We start from the raw sequence: 13,774 nt of genomic DNA on the forward strand, positions 1-13,774 counted from the left end.
GGCACGGAGGGGTTGTTCCACCCGGCGCCCTGCTCCTTGGCGACCTTGAAGTGCAGGTGCGCGCCGCACGCCCAGCCCGTCGCGCCGGAGAAGCCGATGAGTTGGCCCTCCTTCACCTTCTCACCGGCCTTCACCACCACGGCGCTGAAGTGCAGGTACTGCGTCTCCAGCCCGTCGCCGTGGGAGATGACGACGTAGTTGGCCAGCGGCGCGAACTGCTCGCCGCACCCGCCCTGCTTGCTGTCGCCACGCGCCATGCGCACGACGCCGTCATGCGCCGCCACGATGGGCGTGCCTTCCGGCATCCGGAAGTCCCACGCGAACGTGTCGTTGTGCTGGTGGCTGCCGGTCTCATGGCCCTGGCTCACCGTATAGATGCGGCCACACGCGAAGGGCACGCCGACCTCAGGCATGTTCGCGACCGCATTGGCGGAGGGAGGGAGGACAGGAGCCGAAGCGAGGAGGGAGCCGACGAAAAGAGCGGAGATGTTCATATCGGGGCGGGCGGACAACCGGCGCAAGGGCTTGCGCTATTTCCCTGTGATTTTCGCTCAGTCCCGAACGGATCACTAGCAGGCGAGCCGCGCCCTGCCCTGTCTCAAGGGGGCGACCCTTGACCACATTCCAGAGGGAAACCGCTCCGAAAGCACAGGAGCGCCTGTCTCCCCGTCTGGCCACTTGGCAGGCATTGCGCCTCTCAAGCCTTGCCGCTCCAATCCCTGTCAGCTGACCGGATGTAAAGACAGACGCCCGCCTGCCCGGAAGCCCCACGGGCAGGCCCGGGCATCCGCGATCAGACACCCCGGAAGACCCTCCTCAAAAAGTGACTGGTCACTTTTTAAGTAGGCGGTTATGGTTCCGGCATGCCCCCGAAGTCCGCCGCCAGGAAGGTCGAGGCTCCCGTGCGCCGCACGCAGGCGGAGCGCCGCGAGTCGACGCGCCGCAAGCTGCTGGACGCCACCATCGAGACGCTGGTGGAGCAGGGCTACGCGCGGCTGACGACGGTGGAGGTGGCGAAGCGGGCGGGGGTGTCGCAGGGGGCGCTCTTCACGCACTTCGAAACGAAGGAGGAGCTGCTCGCGGTGGCGGTGGAGCACCTCTTCCCCCGCCTCATCCAGGACTTCCTCGCGGGCGTGGGCGCGCGGCCGTCCGGGAAGGACCGGGTGGGGGCGGCGGTGGACATGCTGTGGGCCGCCTACCAGCGGCCGGAGCTCCAGGCCGCCATCGAGCTGTACGTCGCGGCGCGCACCAGCCCGGAGTTGCAGAAGGCGCTGGCGGTGGTGGACGGGCCGCACCGCCAGAACCTGCACCGCGTGGCGCGCGAGCTGTTCCCGGACGTGGCCGCCACGCACCCGGACTTCGACGACGTGGTGGAGCTGGCGCTGGACGCGGTGCAGGGCGCGGCGGTGGGTGGGGCCGCCCGTCCTTCGGATCCAGCGCACCGCCGCATGCTGGACACGCTGGCGCGCTTCATGCGCGTCGCGTTCGCCCCCAAGGACTGAATCGCAGGAGGTCAGCAGCCATGGACATGTCGCACATCCCCGACCTCATCACCCCGGCCATCCCGGTGTTCGTCATCACCGTCATCGCCGAGGCCTTGTGGGTGCGCAAGCTGCGGCAGGAGCACGGCGAATCCATCAAGGGCCACACGTGGAAGGACACGCTGGCCAGCCTCTCCATGGGCCTGGGCAACGTGGCGGTGAGCGTGTTCTGGAAGGGCGTGGCGTTCGCGGGCTACGCGGCGCTCTACCACCTGACGCCCCTGCGCATGGGCCACGGGCTGTTGGCGTGGGTGCTGCTCTTCTTCCTGGAAGACCTCTGCTACTACGCCTTCCACCGCGTCCACCATGAGAGCCGCTTCTTCTGGGCGTCGCACGTGGTGCACCACTCCAGCCAGCACTACAACCTGTCCACGGCGCTCAGGCAGACGTGGACGCCGATGACGGGCTGGGTGTTCTGGGCGCCGCTGGCGCTCTTGGGCTTCTCCCCGGAGATGATCGTCACGCAGCAGGCCATCAGCCTGCTGTACCAGTACTGGATCCACACGGAGGCCATCGACCGGCTGCCGCGCCCGGTGGAGTGGCTGTTCAACACGCCGTCGCACCACCGCGCGCACCACGCGTCCAACGCGGCCTACATCGACGTGAACTACGCGGGCATCCTCATCATCTGGGACCGGCTCTTCGGCACGTTCGTCCCGGAGACCGAGCGCCCCATCTACGGGCTGACGAAGAACCTCACCACGCACAACCCGGTGCGCATCGCGTTCCACGAGTTCGCCGCCATCGCCAGGGACGCGGCCCGCCCGGGGCCACTGAGCCAGCGGCTGGGCTACATCTTCCGCAACCCGGCGTGGAAGCCCAAGGGGACACTGCCGGCGTCGGAGCCCGCGCCCGTGGAGGCCGCGCCCTCGGCACCGTAGGGAGCGCGCCTTCCAGGTGGCGGACAGCCTGGGCGGTGGAACCGACGTCCAGGCAACGGGACCCGCGACATCGTTGCGTCCGCGCCGTGCGGGCCTTGCTACGGTGCGCCGCGACGGTTCTGGCGGGCGCCGCGCATGAGGTCGGCGCCCCTTGCAAGGGAGTCGGGTCATGACGGAGCGCGAGTTGTGGGAGCGGTACCAGCGGCACCTGTGCGTCGTCCCCTCCGTGGGGCTGACGCTGGACATCTCCCGCATGAACTTCGGCGCGGACTTCCTGGACGGGATGCGCCCGCGCATGGACGCGGCGTTCCAGGCCATGGACGCGCTGGAGAAGGGCGCCATCGCCAATCCGGATGAGAAGCGCCGCGTGGGCCACTACTGGCTGCGCGCCCCGGAGCTGGCGCCGGAGGCGGAGCTGAAGACGGCCATCACGGACATGCAGGCCCAGGTGGCCGCGTTCGCGAAGGACGTGCACGCGGGCAAGGTGAAGCCGGCGAAGGCGGCGAAGTTCACGCAGGTGCTCATCGTCGGCATCGGCGGTTCGGCGCTGGGTCCGCAGTTGGTGGCGGACGCGCTGGGCAGCGGCCGGGACGCGATGCAGGTGCACTTCCTGGACAACACGGATCCGGACGGGATGGACCGGGTGCTCAACGGCCTGGGCGAGCGGCTGGCGGAGACGCTCGCCGTGGTCATCAGCAAGTCCGGCGGCACCAAGGAGACGCGCAACGGCATGCTGGAGGCGGAGGCCGCCTATAAGCAGCGCGGCCTGGACTTCGGCGCGCACGCGGTGGCCGTCACGGGCGACGGCAGCGAGCTGGACAACTACGCCAAGGGCCACAAGTGGCTGCGCACCTTCCCCATGTGGGATTGGGTTGGCGGGCGCACGTCGGTGATGTCGGCGGTGGGGCTGTTGCCGGCCTGGTTGCAGGGGCTGGACGTGGACGGCTTCCTCGCGGGCGCGAAGGACATGGACGCGGCGACGCGCGGGCATGACGCGGCGGCGAACCCGGCGGCGCTGCTCGCGCTGATGTGGTTCCACGCGGGTGGCGGCAAGGGCCAGAAGGACATGGTCATCCTGCCGTACAAGGACCGGCTGATGCTGATGTCCAAGTACCTCCAGCAGTTGGTGATGGAGTCGCTGGGCAAGGAGCTGTCGCTGGACGGCAAGGTCGTGAACCAGGGCATCGCGGTCTACGGCAACAAGGGCTCCACGGATCAGCACGCGTACGTGCAGCAATTGCGCGAGGGCGTGAACAACTTCTTCGTCACCTTCGTGGAGGTGCTGAAGGACCGGGACGGGAAGTCCCTGGCGGTGGAGGGCGAGAACACCAGCGGCGACTACCTGCTGGGGTTCCTCCTGGGCACGCGCCGGGCGCTGTTCGAGAAGGGCCGCGAGTCGATGACACTCACCGTGCCGGACGTGAGCGCGCGCACCGTGGGAGCGCTGATCGCGTTGTACGAGCGCGCGGTGGGCCTCTACGCGAGCCTGGTGAACATCAATGCCTATCACCAGCCGGGCGTGGAGGCGGGCAAGAAGGCCGCGGGGCGCGTGCTGGAGCTCCAGGGCAAGCTGCTCGCGAAGCTGAAGTCAGCGAAGGCGGAGGCGCGGTCGGCTGATCAACTGGCGCAGGACATTGGCGCGGCGGATGAAGTGGAGACGGTGTTCAAGCTGCTGGAGCACCTGTCCGCGAACGGCGACCACGGCGTGAAGCGCTCGGGTGGCGCGCGTCCGGCGGAGGCCCGCTTCCAGTCCGCGTGACAAATCATTGCCCGCCGGGGCAATGCCTGACGGTTCCAGGCCACGGCTAGCCTGGACCGTCATGGGCCGAGCACACGCGGTGGGGCTGTGGCTGTGCGTCCTGGGCGGGCTGGCGGCATGCCCGGAGGTGCACCGCCCGGGCGGCAAGCTGGACCGGGCGGCGCACAGGGACGCGGTGGAGCGGATACCGAAGTTGCGTTGCAGCAAGAAGGACTACGACCATTTCTGCGCCCTCCCGGACGAGCCGAGCGAGGAGTGCCTTGAACTGTGTGGTGGTCCATGACGCGGCCATGGCACGTTCCCCTGAGCCTGGTGGCCTGCCTCGTGATCCTGGCCCCCGCCCTCTTTGTCCTCAGGCAGACACGGGAGGCCAGCGCGGCCCCCATGCCGGAGCCAGAAGGCCTGGTCCCCATGCTGAGTTACGACGCGCGGATGCGGCGGACGACCTACCATCAAACCTGTTCGGAGCAGACCGAGTGTGAGGCCCCTCTCGTCTGCTTCCACGACGGCCGCTTCCGGAGCTACTGCTCGGACAGCGAATGTGCGACCGATAGTCAGTGTCCCGACGACCAACGCTGCAGGACCGTGATCGCTCCCAGAACGGGTGGCGGCTTGATCAGACTCTGCCTCGTCGTCGGCATTCGACAGGAAGGTCAGGGCTGCTTGAGGACTCCCTTCGACGTGACCGATGCATGCACGGAGGGGCTTGAGTGCCGGGGCAGGGATGGCTACTGCGCCCGTTCCTGTACCCCGGACCAACCCGACTCATGCCCGGAAGGCTTTTTCTGCGCGGATGTGAAGCCGACACCTGCGTGTCTCCCCACCTGTGAAAAGCGCGGCTGCGCCCAGGGACAGCGCTGCATCCCGTTCGAGGAGGGCACCTCCATCTGCGCCTCCATCCACGGGCCCAACTGCATGGACACACCATGCCCTGATGGACGCGAATGCCGCATGCGCCCAGACCCGGCGATTCCGGGCAAGGTCTGGGCGGAATGCGTCCATCGATGCTCCGCCACGAACCCTACGTGTGGCGAAGGCCAGGTCTGCGACCACTACCACTGCCTGCAATCCTGCGACCCCGAAGGACCGAATCCCTGCGCCGAGGGCTTCCACTGCGACCGGCGCGGCGAGAAGCTCCCGTGGTCCTGTCAGCCGGACTACTGGCGCGGCGGCTGATCAGCTCCTGACGCTCTGACTGCCCCGGGGTCGACACCTTCATGGCCCCGGGCGCACGGGATGTGGAGGCCCGGGTGGGTTCCATCGTGAAGGCTCGCCCCCAGGAGCCTCCTCCCGATGAAACCGTCCTCCGCCTTCCAGCTCGCCCCTCCCGTCCCCTCTCGAGAAGCCGAAGAGCCGTGGTACGGCACCGTGCAGGGCTGCGTGCGCAGCCGCGATGACGTCACCCTGTCCGCGCTTCCCCGTGCGCACTACCGCTCCGCCCTGGAGATTGGCGGCGCCATTGGCCTGCTCACGGAGAAGCTCCAGGCGAGATGTGACGCCCTGCTCTCCCTGGAGACCTCCGACTCCGCCCAGGCCCGCGCCATCCACCGCTGCCGCCACCTGTCGCACGTGCGCTTCGAGCGCATGAACGTGCCGGACCGCTACCCCGAGCAGACCTTCGACCTCACCCTCGTGTCCGGGCGCGGCGCGTGGTGGAGCCTCCCGGAGATGGCGCTCGCGCAGCAGCGCATCCTGGAGCACCTGGAGCCCGGCGGGCACCTGGTCCTCGTGCACTGGACCGGCCAGACGCGCGACATGCGCTGCAGCGGCCATGAAGTCCACGACGCCTTCCGCCGGCTCACCCCCAAGCACCTGCGCCACCTGCGCGGCGAGATGGAGGGCACCTGGCGCCTGGACGTCTTCGAACGGCTTTGAACGCCCTGGATGAATCCCGTCCCCCACCCGGCCCGGCCCGGCGGTAGAAGGGACGGCATGGAACTCGGAATCACGGGGAAGTCGGCGCTCGTCACCGGCAGCAGCAAGGGCATCGGGCGGGCCATCGCCATGGTGCTGTCGCGCGAGGGCGCCCGGGTGTGCGTGTGCGCGCGCAACCCGGAGCCGCTGGATGCGCTCGCGAAGGAGCTGCGCTCCGAGGGCGCCCAGGTGGCCACGGTGGTCACGGACGTGGCCACGCAGGAGGGCGCGTACCTGGCGGTGGACTCCGCGGTGCGCGCCTTCGGCGGCATCGACATCCTGGTGAACAACGTGGGCGGCAGCGGCGGCGCGGGCGCCTTCGACGCGGCCAGCACCCAGCAGTGGAACGACGTCTTCCAGCGCAACCTGATGTCCGCCGTGTGGTGCAGCCAGCGCGCGGTGCCGTTGATGCGCCAGACTGGCGGCGGCAGCATCGTGCACCTCAGCTCCATCTTCGGCCGCGAGTACGCCACCAGCGCGCCCTACAGCGCGGCCAAGGCGGGCCTCATCGCGCTCACCAAGGAGATGGCCGTGGACCTGGCGTCCCACCGCATCCGCGTCAACGCCGTGGCCCCGGGCTCCATCTTCTTCCCCGGCGGCAGTTGGGACCGGCGCCAGCAGCACGACCCGGAGGCGGTGGCGAAGATGGTGCGCGAGCAGATTCCCTGGGGCCGCTTCGGCACGCCCGAGGAGGTGGCGGACGTGGTCGCCTTCCTCTGCTCGGAGCGTGCGAAGTGGGTGACGGGCTCCACCCTCCCCGTGGACGGCGGCCAGGGCCGTGCCTACTGAACCCGGTTGCGGTATGCAGTCCGCGCGAATGAGGCCAACGCATTGCTGAAGCTCTACAAGAAGGACGGCGACACCCTGCGCTACTGGGAGGCGTGGGAGCACGAGGGTGTCGTCACGGTGCACTGGGGCACCGTCGGTGAGGGAGGCGAGCAGAAGACCGTCCCCGTCCCCCCGGACGAGGACCCCGACATGGTCATCGCCCAGGAGGCCGAAGCCCTGGTGGACGCCGGCTACGACGAGCCCGAGCCGGACGCCCTGTCCGTGCTGCTCGTCGAGTACACCGTGCAGGGCAAGGGCACCGGCCACGACTTCGAGCAGCGCAACGCCGTGGAGGAGTTGCTCACGGACGCGCTCGGCTGGACGGGCAACGGAGAGGTGGAGGGCGGCGAGACGGAAGAGGGCGTCATGCGCGTGCACTGCCGCGTGATGGACCCCGACAGCGCCGCGCGCACCGTGGTGGAGGCCCTGGACGCGGAGGACCTGCTCGAAGGGGCCCGCGTGCTGGTGGCGCGAGGCGACGAGAAGCCCCGCGTCGTGCACCCGCCGCTCTTCCCCGTGCTCAAGTCCTAGATGGTTCCGGAGCCTGTCCCCGGGGCCCGAAGACGCGGAACAGCAGCACCAGCGACGGCACCACCGTCACCAGCCCCACCCCGAGCGCCACCAGGAGCAGCCGCTGCACCACCGGCTGCGCCGCGGCGCTCTGGAGCGTCAGGTGCGGGTAGACGAGATACGGCGCCTGCGACACCGCCCACCCGAGCACGATGAGCCCGCCCTGCGTGGCCGCCGCCACCCGCGCGGCCCGGAAGCGCCGCGTCCACAGGAGCGCGAACGCCGTCACCGCCGCCACTGCGGTCCCCCCGTGCAGCGCCAGCGCGAACGGCGTCTGGAGCAGGCCCGTCCACACCCGGGGCGCCCCCTCGCGCGACAGCAGCAGGACGGCCAGGGCCAGCGGGAACAGCAGCCCGCCCGTCACCAGCGCCCGGCGCCGGAAGTCCTCCGCCAGCTCCGGCGTGCGCGCCTCGTGCGTGAGGTACACGGCCGCCAGGAACGCGAACAGCCCCAGCGTCAGCACGCCCACCGACAGCGCGAAGGGCGACAGCCACGACGCGAAGAAGCCGCTCACCACCGCGTGTCCCTGCATGCGGATGGTGTCGCTGGCCACCGCGCCCACGCACATGCCCAAGAGCAGCGGCGCCACCACGCTCGCCACGCTGAACACCACGCCCCAGCGGCGCTCCACCGCGTCCCCGCGCGTGTCGTAGGCGCGGAAGGTGAACGCCGTGCCCCGGAACACGATGCCCAGCACCAGCAGCGTCAGGGGCACGTGCAGCGCCACGCTCAAGGCCGCGAAGGCACGCGGGAAGCCGCTGAAGAGCAGCACCAGCCCCACGATGAGCCAGACGTGGTTCACCTCCCACACCGGGCCGATGGCGTGGGCGATGAGCGCGCGCTGCTCCGCCTTGCGAGGTCCCCGCGCCAGCAGGTCCCACACCCCACCGCCGAAGTCCGCCCCACCCAGGAGCGCGTACAGCACGAACGTGCCCGCCACCGCGAGCCCCAGCAGCGTCGTCTCAGTGGGCATGGGCCACCTCGCCATCCACGGCCGCGCCGGGTCCCTTGGGCAGCGTGCCCGCCACCTGCCGCCAGAGCACGAAGAGCACCGTCACCCCGAGGAACAGGTACACCGCCGTGAAGGTGAAGAACGGCGCGGCCAGGTGCGGTACCGGCGTCACCGCCTCGCCCGTGCGCATCACGTCCCGGACGATCCACGGCTGCCGGCCCCACTCCGTGACGAGCCACCCCGCCTCCAGCGCCACCAGCCCCAGCGGCCCCGACCAGAGCCACGCGCGCATCATCGCCTTGCCGTGCGGCCACTCGCGGCCCCGCCACCGGCGCCACAGCGTGGCCAGCGCGAGCAGCGCCATCAGGCTGCCCGTGCCCACCATCACCTGGAAGGCCATGTGCACCTTGGCCACCGGCGGCCAGACGTCGCGGGGGAACTCGTTCAGCCCCTTCACCTCCGCGTCCGGATCCGCGAACGCCAGGATGGAGAGCCCCTTCGGCAGGTCGATGGAACCCGACACCGTGCGAGTCTCCACGTCCGGCCATCCTCCCACCCGCAGGGGCGCGCCCGCCTCCGTGTCGAAGTGCGCCTCCATCGCGGCCAGCTTCACCGGCTGCTCACGCGCCACGTGCTTCGCGGACAGGTCGCCCACCAGCGGCTGCGCGAGCGCGGTGACGCACGCGAGCGGCAGCGCGATGGACAGCGCCTTCTTGTGGAACGCCGCGCCCGGGTGCTTCAGCAGGATGAAGGCGTGGATGCCCGCCATCGCGAACGCGCTGGCCTGATAGCAGGACAGGAGCACGTGGGCCGTCTGGTACTGCCAGCCGGGGCTGAACATGGCCACCAGCGGCTGCACGTCCGTGGGCCCCGCCGGCGTGGGCGTGAAGCCGGACGGGTTGTTCATGAACGTGTTCACCAGCGTGACGAAGAACGCGCTCGCCGCGCCGCTCACCGCCACCATCACGCCGCTGAACAGGTGCAGGCCCGGCGACACGCGCTCGCGGCCGTACAGGTAGATGCCCAGGAAGATGGCCTCGGTGAAGAAGGCCACGCCCTCCAGACTGAAGGGCAGGCCAATCACTTCCCCGTAGCGGCCCATGAACTCCGGCCACAAGAGGCCCAGCTCGAACGAGAGCACCGTCCCGCTCACCGCGCCCACCGCGAACAGGATGGCGGTGCCCTTGGCCAGCTTCTCGCTGAGCTTCCGGTAGTCCGCGTCCCCCGTACGCCGGTGCTTCAGGTCGCTCAACACCATCAGCACCGGCAACGCCACGCCGGCCGCCGCGAACACGATGTGGAACGCGAGCGAGAGCCCCATCTGCGCGCGCGCATAGAGCAGGTCCGTCATGGACATCAGTCTGCTTTATGCGCGCATTTTACGCATTCAGGATTTCTTATTCTTCTCCACAGTCACCTTGTCCGCGGGCACCTTCGCGACGGTCCGCGAGGGCACCAGGGTCTGCATGGAGTTGCGGGCCACGGCGGTGGCGAGCGAGGTGACGAAGATCATCACCACCTTGCGGCCCAGCTCCGCGCCCAGCGGCTTGTCCTCGATGCTGGTGGCCACGCGGTCCGGGTGGGCCCAGGCGCGCTCCAGGGCCTTGCGGCGCAGGCGGCGCACGCGCTCGTCATGGTGGCGGGCGCGGTAGATGGCGATGCCCACGCCCAGGCCCACCGCCACCAGGGCGGCGGCGCCCACGGTGATGAGCAGGTCCTTGTTCTGGTTGACGTGGTAGCGCACGTCCGTGGCGCGGGTGCGCCGGCGGTCCAGCTCCTCCAGGGTGAGCAGCAGCTCGTCGCGGATGCGGTCCGCGGTCTGCTCCACCTGCTCGCGGTCGCCCATGCGCTTGGTGATGGCGTGGTCGGCGTGCGTTTCGGTCTCGGAGGCCTGGCTCATTGCAGCGTCTCCCGGGTCATCTGGAGGTCCGTCTTCAAGCGCTCCTGGGTGTGGACCAGCGGCTTCTTGGGAATCCGCTTGGTGCCCAGGAACAGGAGGAGTCCGGCCACGGCCAGCAGCACCGCGCCCACGATGAGCACGCCCACGGCGGCCCCCAGGGGCAGCGCCAGGCCCAGCGCGACGAACAGCACGGCCAGCGACGTGAGGGCCAGCACGGCCCCGGCACCCAGGAAGATGCCCGCCAGCTTGGCCGCCTGCAGCTCCTGCTTCAGCTCCTTCTTGGCGTGCATCACCTCCGCCTTCACCAACAGGCGGGTCTCCGACAGCGCGTGCCGGATGAGTTCGGGGGTGGAGAGCGTCTCCAGCTGGCTGCGCTCCAGGCGTTCTGATTCGAGGTCCACGACCGTGCCTCCGACAGGATGACTTCACGGGGAATCACCGACGGTCGCCTGCCTGGCGTCCCGGCTGTCCCCGGTCTGTCCCTGAAGGTGGTCAGGAAGGGTGTGTGGGAGAAGTCCCGCCGCACACCCCGTTCGCGTCCGGCTGCCTGCCTGGTGCCCCGGCCCTTCCGGGTGGGCCTGACGCGGCCGGCGGGCTCGGCCGGCTAGCGGCGGGTCTTCTGGTGGGCGATCGCCGTGGCCAGCGTCTCGCGCACCTGGCGGGCCCGGAACAGGCGGTCCGCGGTGTCCAGCAGGTTCTCCGCGTACAGCACCTGCTTGCGCAGGCGGGCCGGGATGGCGCGGGTGCCCAGGTGCGCGCCCAGCAGGGCGCCGGTGAGGGCCGCGGCCACGTCCGCCTCGCCGCCACAGCGCAGCGTGAGGACCACGGCCTCGCGGAAGTCGTGCGGCACCTTCAGCGTCGCGTACAGCGACGTGAGCAGCACCGGCACCACGTGGCACGGCAGGCCGTCCACGCCCTTCAGCTCGCTGGGGGGCACGCCCACCTTGCGCAGCTGGTTGAGCGCGCGCTGGGTGTCCCAGGTGAGCAGGCGCGGCAGGTGGCGGATCTCCTCCGCCAGGTTCTTGTCGTGCACGGCGGCGGACAGCGCCAGGACCTCGCAGAAGGCCGCGGGCGTGAGGGCCTCCTGCTCCATGCCCAGCGCCACCGCCTGCGCGAACGCGGCGGCGGCGGCGGCGCAGACGGGGTCCTTGTGCGTGATGACGGTGAGCACGCCCGCGTCGTGCGGCAGGCGCGCGCGCTGGCCGCTTTCGAAGAGCCCCACCACCAGCGCGCGGCTGAGCACCGACGGGCACTTCGTGCCCAGCGGCGCCCCCGCGCTCATCCACGGCGTGCCGCCCGCGAGCCGCTGGAGCGCTTCGGAGAGGCTGCGCGGCGGCTGGAGGATGATGCCCTCCTGCCACAGCCACGCCAGGTGCAGCGCCGCGCTGCGGCCGTCCACCTTGCCCTCGCGGATGACGCTCTCCGCGGCCGCGAGCAGGAGCTGCGTGTCGTCGCTGAACTGGCCCTTGGCGAACTTGCCGCGCGGCCGGGGCGCGAAGTCCTCCGCCAGCCCAGGCAGCCGCGCCAGGCTCGCCGGGGGGATGCCCCTCAGCGGAAAGCCGAGCGCATCCCCGATGGCGAGCCCCAGGAATGCCGCATGAAAACGGTCCTGGCGGTCTGCGGGAGTCAGCGGCATCGGAGGAGCGGAGATTACCCGAGCCTCAGCCAAGGACGAGCACCGAGATGAACGCTGCGTGGGCGCGCGACGCGACGGCGGATCGAACATGGGGCCTTGACGTGCACGAAGCGGGTGCGGTGAAGCGCTGGACAAGAAAGGTCCCGCTGGATTGCACCACGCGCGTCGCCACTGTCCGCCTCCTCCGCCGCAACCACGGCGCAACCGGGGGCGCGGTAGCTATCGCATCCCGCTGCGTTTCAGCAAGCAGGCGAGCCCGTTGAAACGCGCGAGCACGCATGCATGTCCAACTTCGAATGCTGCGCATGAACCGAAAGGGACGCACGGGTGGACTCGTGCGCGTGCGCCGCCCACGGGCTCAGGTGTTCACCTTGACGCGGGCGACTTCACTTCATCCAAGCGACGCACGCGCGTGCGCGCGGATCACGCGTCGTCGCGGCCCAGGTTCACCACCGCCATCAGGCGCGCCACCACGGCCTCCGCGCCCTGGTGCAGCCGCGCGCCGTCCCACAGCGCGGGGGACGTGTGGCCGCCGCGCTCGCGCCAGTCCTTCTCCACCTCTTCGTAGGTGAGGTTGCGGAAGCGCACGCGGTCCTCCAGCGCGTGGTCCGTGACGAAGCGGCGCGCGGTGGCGGACGGAGGATCCGCGATGCGGTGGAACAGCTCCAGGACGGGCGAATCGGGCGTGCTCATGTCAGCGCCGCATCATGCTTCGTCCGAGCTCCGGAACGCGAAAAGGGTGGAGCGCCGGCCCCCGTGCCGCGGGGCTTCGGAGCTCCACCCTTCCGGATACCGCGAAGAGGCCCCTAGCGGGACTCGTGGGCGCTGATGCGCGCGGCCTCGCGGCGCACCGCGGCCTGCTCCAGCGCGTAGCGCGCGTCCGCGGCGCTCAGGTCCTTGAGGCGCGCCTGGGCCTCTTCCATGCGGCGGCGGGCACCCGCGACGTCGATGCCGTTCACGTGCTCGGCGGCGTCCGCCAGCACCAGCACCTTGTCGTTGCTCACCTCCACGAAGCCACCGGCCACGAAGTAGCGGTCCTGCTTGCCCGCCTCGATGAGGGTGAGCGTGCCCGGCTCCACCAGCGACAGGAACGGCGTGTGGCCGGGACGCACGCCGAACAGGCCCTCTCCGCCCGGCACGATGGCCTCGTCGGCCTGCACGGACAGGATGCGCTTCTCGGGGGTGACGATCTCGACAGTCAGCTTGGCCATGAAGGTCCTCGTGCTACCGCACTACCGCATCAGAAAGTCAGCCGCTGGGTCTTCACGCCCACCGGCTCGAACTCCACCACCCCGGCGTCCGTCAGGCGCGGGCCCTTGCCCGGGATGCCCAGCGTGCCCTCCAGCCACTTGAGGTGGTGGGCCAGCTGCCGCACTTCCGACAGCTGCTTCGTCGTCATCAGCTCCGTCAGCCGCCGCTCCTGGAGCTTCTGCCCGGTGCGGTCGAACTGGGCGGCCACCATCACCCGCGCCCACGCCAGGCTCTGGCCCTTCGCCTTCTTCTTGCCGGGGAGCGGCTTGCCCTTCTCCACCAGCGGGTAGAGCACCCAGACCTTCTCCCCGTCATTCGACGCGAAGTAGAGGTCATCCACCGTCCCCACGCACACGTCCGCCGTCCAGAGGGGCCCGCTCTCCTTGAGCATCTCCAGCCGGCACTTCCCCACGCCCACGTCCACGCTGCGGACGCTGTAGAGGCCGTTCGCGCTCACCCGTGCCCGGCTGCCGCGCTCCTCCGCCAGGGCGGAAGGCGCGGCACCACAGATGAGCAGGGCGAGCGCGACGGTCAGGCGCATG

15 protein-coding genes and 1 pseudogene are annotated in these 13,774 nt (G+C 70.2%); 7 read left to right on the forward strand and 9 right to left on the reverse strand.

Going from position 1 to position 13,774, the window contains the following annotated elements; genetic code table 11:
• Positions 1–89: 89 nt before the first annotated feature.
• Positions 90–494 (reverse strand): annotated as a pseudogene (locus ACX114_RS37260) (M23 family metallopeptidase); the annotation flags it as partial.
• A gap of 369 nt (positions 495–863) precedes the next feature.
• Here ACX114_RS37260 and ACX114_RS37265 point away from each other — a divergent pair.
• The 7 genes from ACX114_RS37265 to ACX114_RS37295 all read left to right on the forward strand — a co-directional run bounded on the left by ACX114_RS37265 (position 864) and on the right by ACX114_RS37295 (position 7,454).
• Positions 864–1,502: a TetR/AcrR family transcriptional regulator gene (locus tag ACX114_RS37265; RefSeq protein WP_459292392.1), complete on the forward strand. Its 639-nt coding sequence runs from the start codon at positions 864–866 to the stop codon at positions 1,500–1,502.
• A gap of 20 nt (positions 1,503–1,522) precedes the next feature.
• Positions 1,523–2,422 (forward strand): sterol desaturase family protein, encoded by a 900-nt coding sequence (locus tag ACX114_RS37270; RefSeq protein ID WP_459292394.1) that lies wholly within the window; start codon positions 1,523–1,525, stop codon positions 2,420–2,422.
• A 169-nt stretch (positions 2,423–2,591) separates the two neighbouring features.
• A complete protein-coding gene (locus ACX114_RS37275) occupies positions 2,592–4,181 on the forward strand; it encodes a glucose-6-phosphate isomerase (RefSeq protein ID WP_459292396.1) in 1,590 nt (529 codons plus the stop codon).
• Between the two features lie 61 nt (positions 4,182–4,242).
• On the forward strand, positions 4,243–4,464 hold the full coding sequence (locus tag ACX114_RS37280) for a hypothetical protein (RefSeq protein ID WP_459292398.1): 222 nt from the start codon (positions 4,243–4,245) through the stop codon (positions 4,462–4,464).
• Between the two features lie 1,010 nt (positions 4,465–5,474).
• Entirely contained in the window at positions 5,475–6,056 is a 582-nt protein-coding gene (locus ACX114_RS37285) for an SAM-dependent methyltransferase (protein ID WP_459292400.1), read from the forward strand.
• A gap of 57 nt (positions 6,057–6,113) precedes the next feature.
• On the forward strand, positions 6,114–6,884 hold the full coding sequence (locus ACX114_RS37290) for an SDR family NAD(P)-dependent oxidoreductase (protein ID WP_459292402.1): 771 nt from the start codon (positions 6,114–6,116) through the stop codon (positions 6,882–6,884).
• Between the two features lie 42 nt (positions 6,885–6,926).
• Positions 6,927–7,454 carry a hypothetical protein gene (locus tag ACX114_RS37295; protein ID WP_459292404.1) on the forward strand — a complete coding sequence of 176 codons (528 nt, stop codon included), beginning with the start codon at positions 6,927–6,929 and terminating at the stop codon, positions 7,452–7,454.
• On the opposite strand, the gene ACX114_RS37300 is transcribed toward ACX114_RS37295, so the two are convergent.
• From ACX114_RS37300 to ACX114_RS37335, 8 genes are all read right to left on the reverse strand, one after another.
• Positions 7,444–8,466, reverse strand: a complete 1,023-nt coding sequence (locus ACX114_RS37300; RefSeq protein WP_459292406.1) for a cytochrome d ubiquinol oxidase subunit II — start codon at positions 8,464–8,466, stop codon at positions 7,444–7,446. The two genes, ACX114_RS37295 and ACX114_RS37300, sit on opposite strands and share 11 nt — an antisense overlap.
• Positions 8,456–9,796 carry a cytochrome ubiquinol oxidase subunit I gene (locus tag ACX114_RS37305; protein ID WP_459300385.1) on the reverse strand — a complete coding sequence of 447 codons (1,341 nt, stop codon included), beginning with the start codon at positions 9,794–9,796 and terminating at the stop codon, positions 8,456–8,458. The genes ACX114_RS37300 and ACX114_RS37305 overlap by 11 nt, the downstream gene beginning before the upstream one ends.
• Positions 9,797–9,832: 36 nt before the next feature.
• Positions 9,833–10,345 (reverse strand): hypothetical protein, encoded by a 513-nt coding sequence (locus ACX114_RS37310; RefSeq protein WP_459292408.1) that lies wholly within the window; start codon positions 10,343–10,345, stop codon positions 9,833–9,835.
• Positions 10,342–10,746, reverse strand: coding sequence for a phage holin family protein (locus ACX114_RS37315; protein ID WP_120574800.1), 405 nt, complete (start codon positions 10,744–10,746; stop codon positions 10,342–10,344). Before ACX114_RS37315 ends, ACX114_RS37310 begins: the two co-directional genes overlap by 4 nt.
• A 203-nt stretch (positions 10,747–10,949) precedes the next feature.
• A complete protein-coding gene (locus ACX114_RS37320; protein WP_459292410.1) occupies positions 10,950–11,981 on the reverse strand; it encodes an ADP-ribosylglycohydrolase family protein in 1,032 nt (343 codons plus the stop codon).
• A gap of 423 nt (positions 11,982–12,404) precedes the next feature.
• Positions 12,405–12,674: a hypothetical protein gene (locus tag ACX114_RS37325; protein WP_128799771.1), complete on the reverse strand. Its 270-nt coding sequence runs from the start codon at positions 12,672–12,674 to the stop codon at positions 12,405–12,407.
• A gap of 113 nt (positions 12,675–12,787) precedes the next feature.
• Complete coding sequence (locus tag ACX114_RS37330) at positions 12,788–13,192, reverse strand: F0F1 ATP synthase subunit epsilon (protein WP_459292412.1); 405 nt, start codon at positions 13,190–13,192, stop codon at positions 12,788–12,790.
• A gap of 29 nt (positions 13,193–13,221) precedes the next feature.
• Complete coding sequence (locus tag ACX114_RS37335; RefSeq protein WP_459292414.1) at positions 13,222–13,773, reverse strand: hypothetical protein; 552 nt, start codon at positions 13,771–13,773, stop codon at positions 13,222–13,224.
• Position 13,774: the final 1 nt, after the last annotated feature.

This window comes from Corallococcus sp. M7 (genome assembly GCF_054512695.1).

Coding starts and splice junctions, on each gene's coding strand:
- ACX114_RS37265 (WP_459292392.1), top strand. CDS start 864: ATGCCCCCGAAGTCCGCCGCCAGGAAGGTCGAGGCTCCCGTGCGCCGC.
- ACX114_RS37270 (WP_459292394.1), top strand. CDS start 1,523: ATGGACATGTCGCACATCCCCGACCTCATCACCCCGGCCATCCCGGTG.
- ACX114_RS37275 (WP_459292396.1), top strand. CDS start 2,592: ATGACGGAGCGCGAGTTGTGGGAGCGGTACCAGCGGCACCTGTGCGTC.
- ACX114_RS37280 (WP_459292398.1), top strand. CDS start 4,243: ATGGGCCGAGCACACGCGGTGGGGCTGTGGCTGTGCGTCCTGGGCGGG.
- ACX114_RS37285 (WP_459292400.1), top strand. CDS start 5,475: ATGAAACCGTCCTCCGCCTTCCAGCTCGCCCCTCCCGTCCCCTCTCGA.
- ACX114_RS37290 (WP_459292402.1), top strand. CDS start 6,114: ATGGAACTCGGAATCACGGGGAAGTCGGCGCTCGTCACCGGCAGCAGC.
- ACX114_RS37300 (WP_459292406.1), bottom strand. CDS start 8,466: ATGCCCACTGAGACGACGCTGCTGGGGCTCGCGGTGGCGGGCACGTTC.
- ACX114_RS37305 (WP_459300385.1), bottom strand. CDS start 9,796: ATGACGGACCTGCTCTATGCGCGCGCGCAGATGGGGCTCTCGCTCGCG.
- ACX114_RS37310 (WP_459292408.1), bottom strand. CDS start 10,345: ATGAGCCAGGCCTCCGAGACCGAAACGCACGCCGACCACGCCATCACC.
- ACX114_RS37320 (WP_459292410.1), bottom strand. CDS start 11,981: ATGCCGCTGACTCCCGCAGACCGCCAGGACCGTTTTCATGCGGCATTC.
- ACX114_RS37325 (WP_128799771.1), bottom strand. CDS start 12,674: ATGAGCACGCCCGATTCGCCCGTCCTGGAGCTGTTCCACCGCATCGCG.
- ACX114_RS37330 (WP_459292412.1), bottom strand. CDS start 13,192: ATGGCCAAGCTGACTGTCGAGATCGTCACCCCCGAGAAGCGCATCCTG.
- ACX114_RS37335 (WP_459292414.1), bottom strand. CDS start 13,773: ATGCGCCTGACCGTCGCGCTCGCCCTGCTCATCTGTGGTGCCGCGCCT.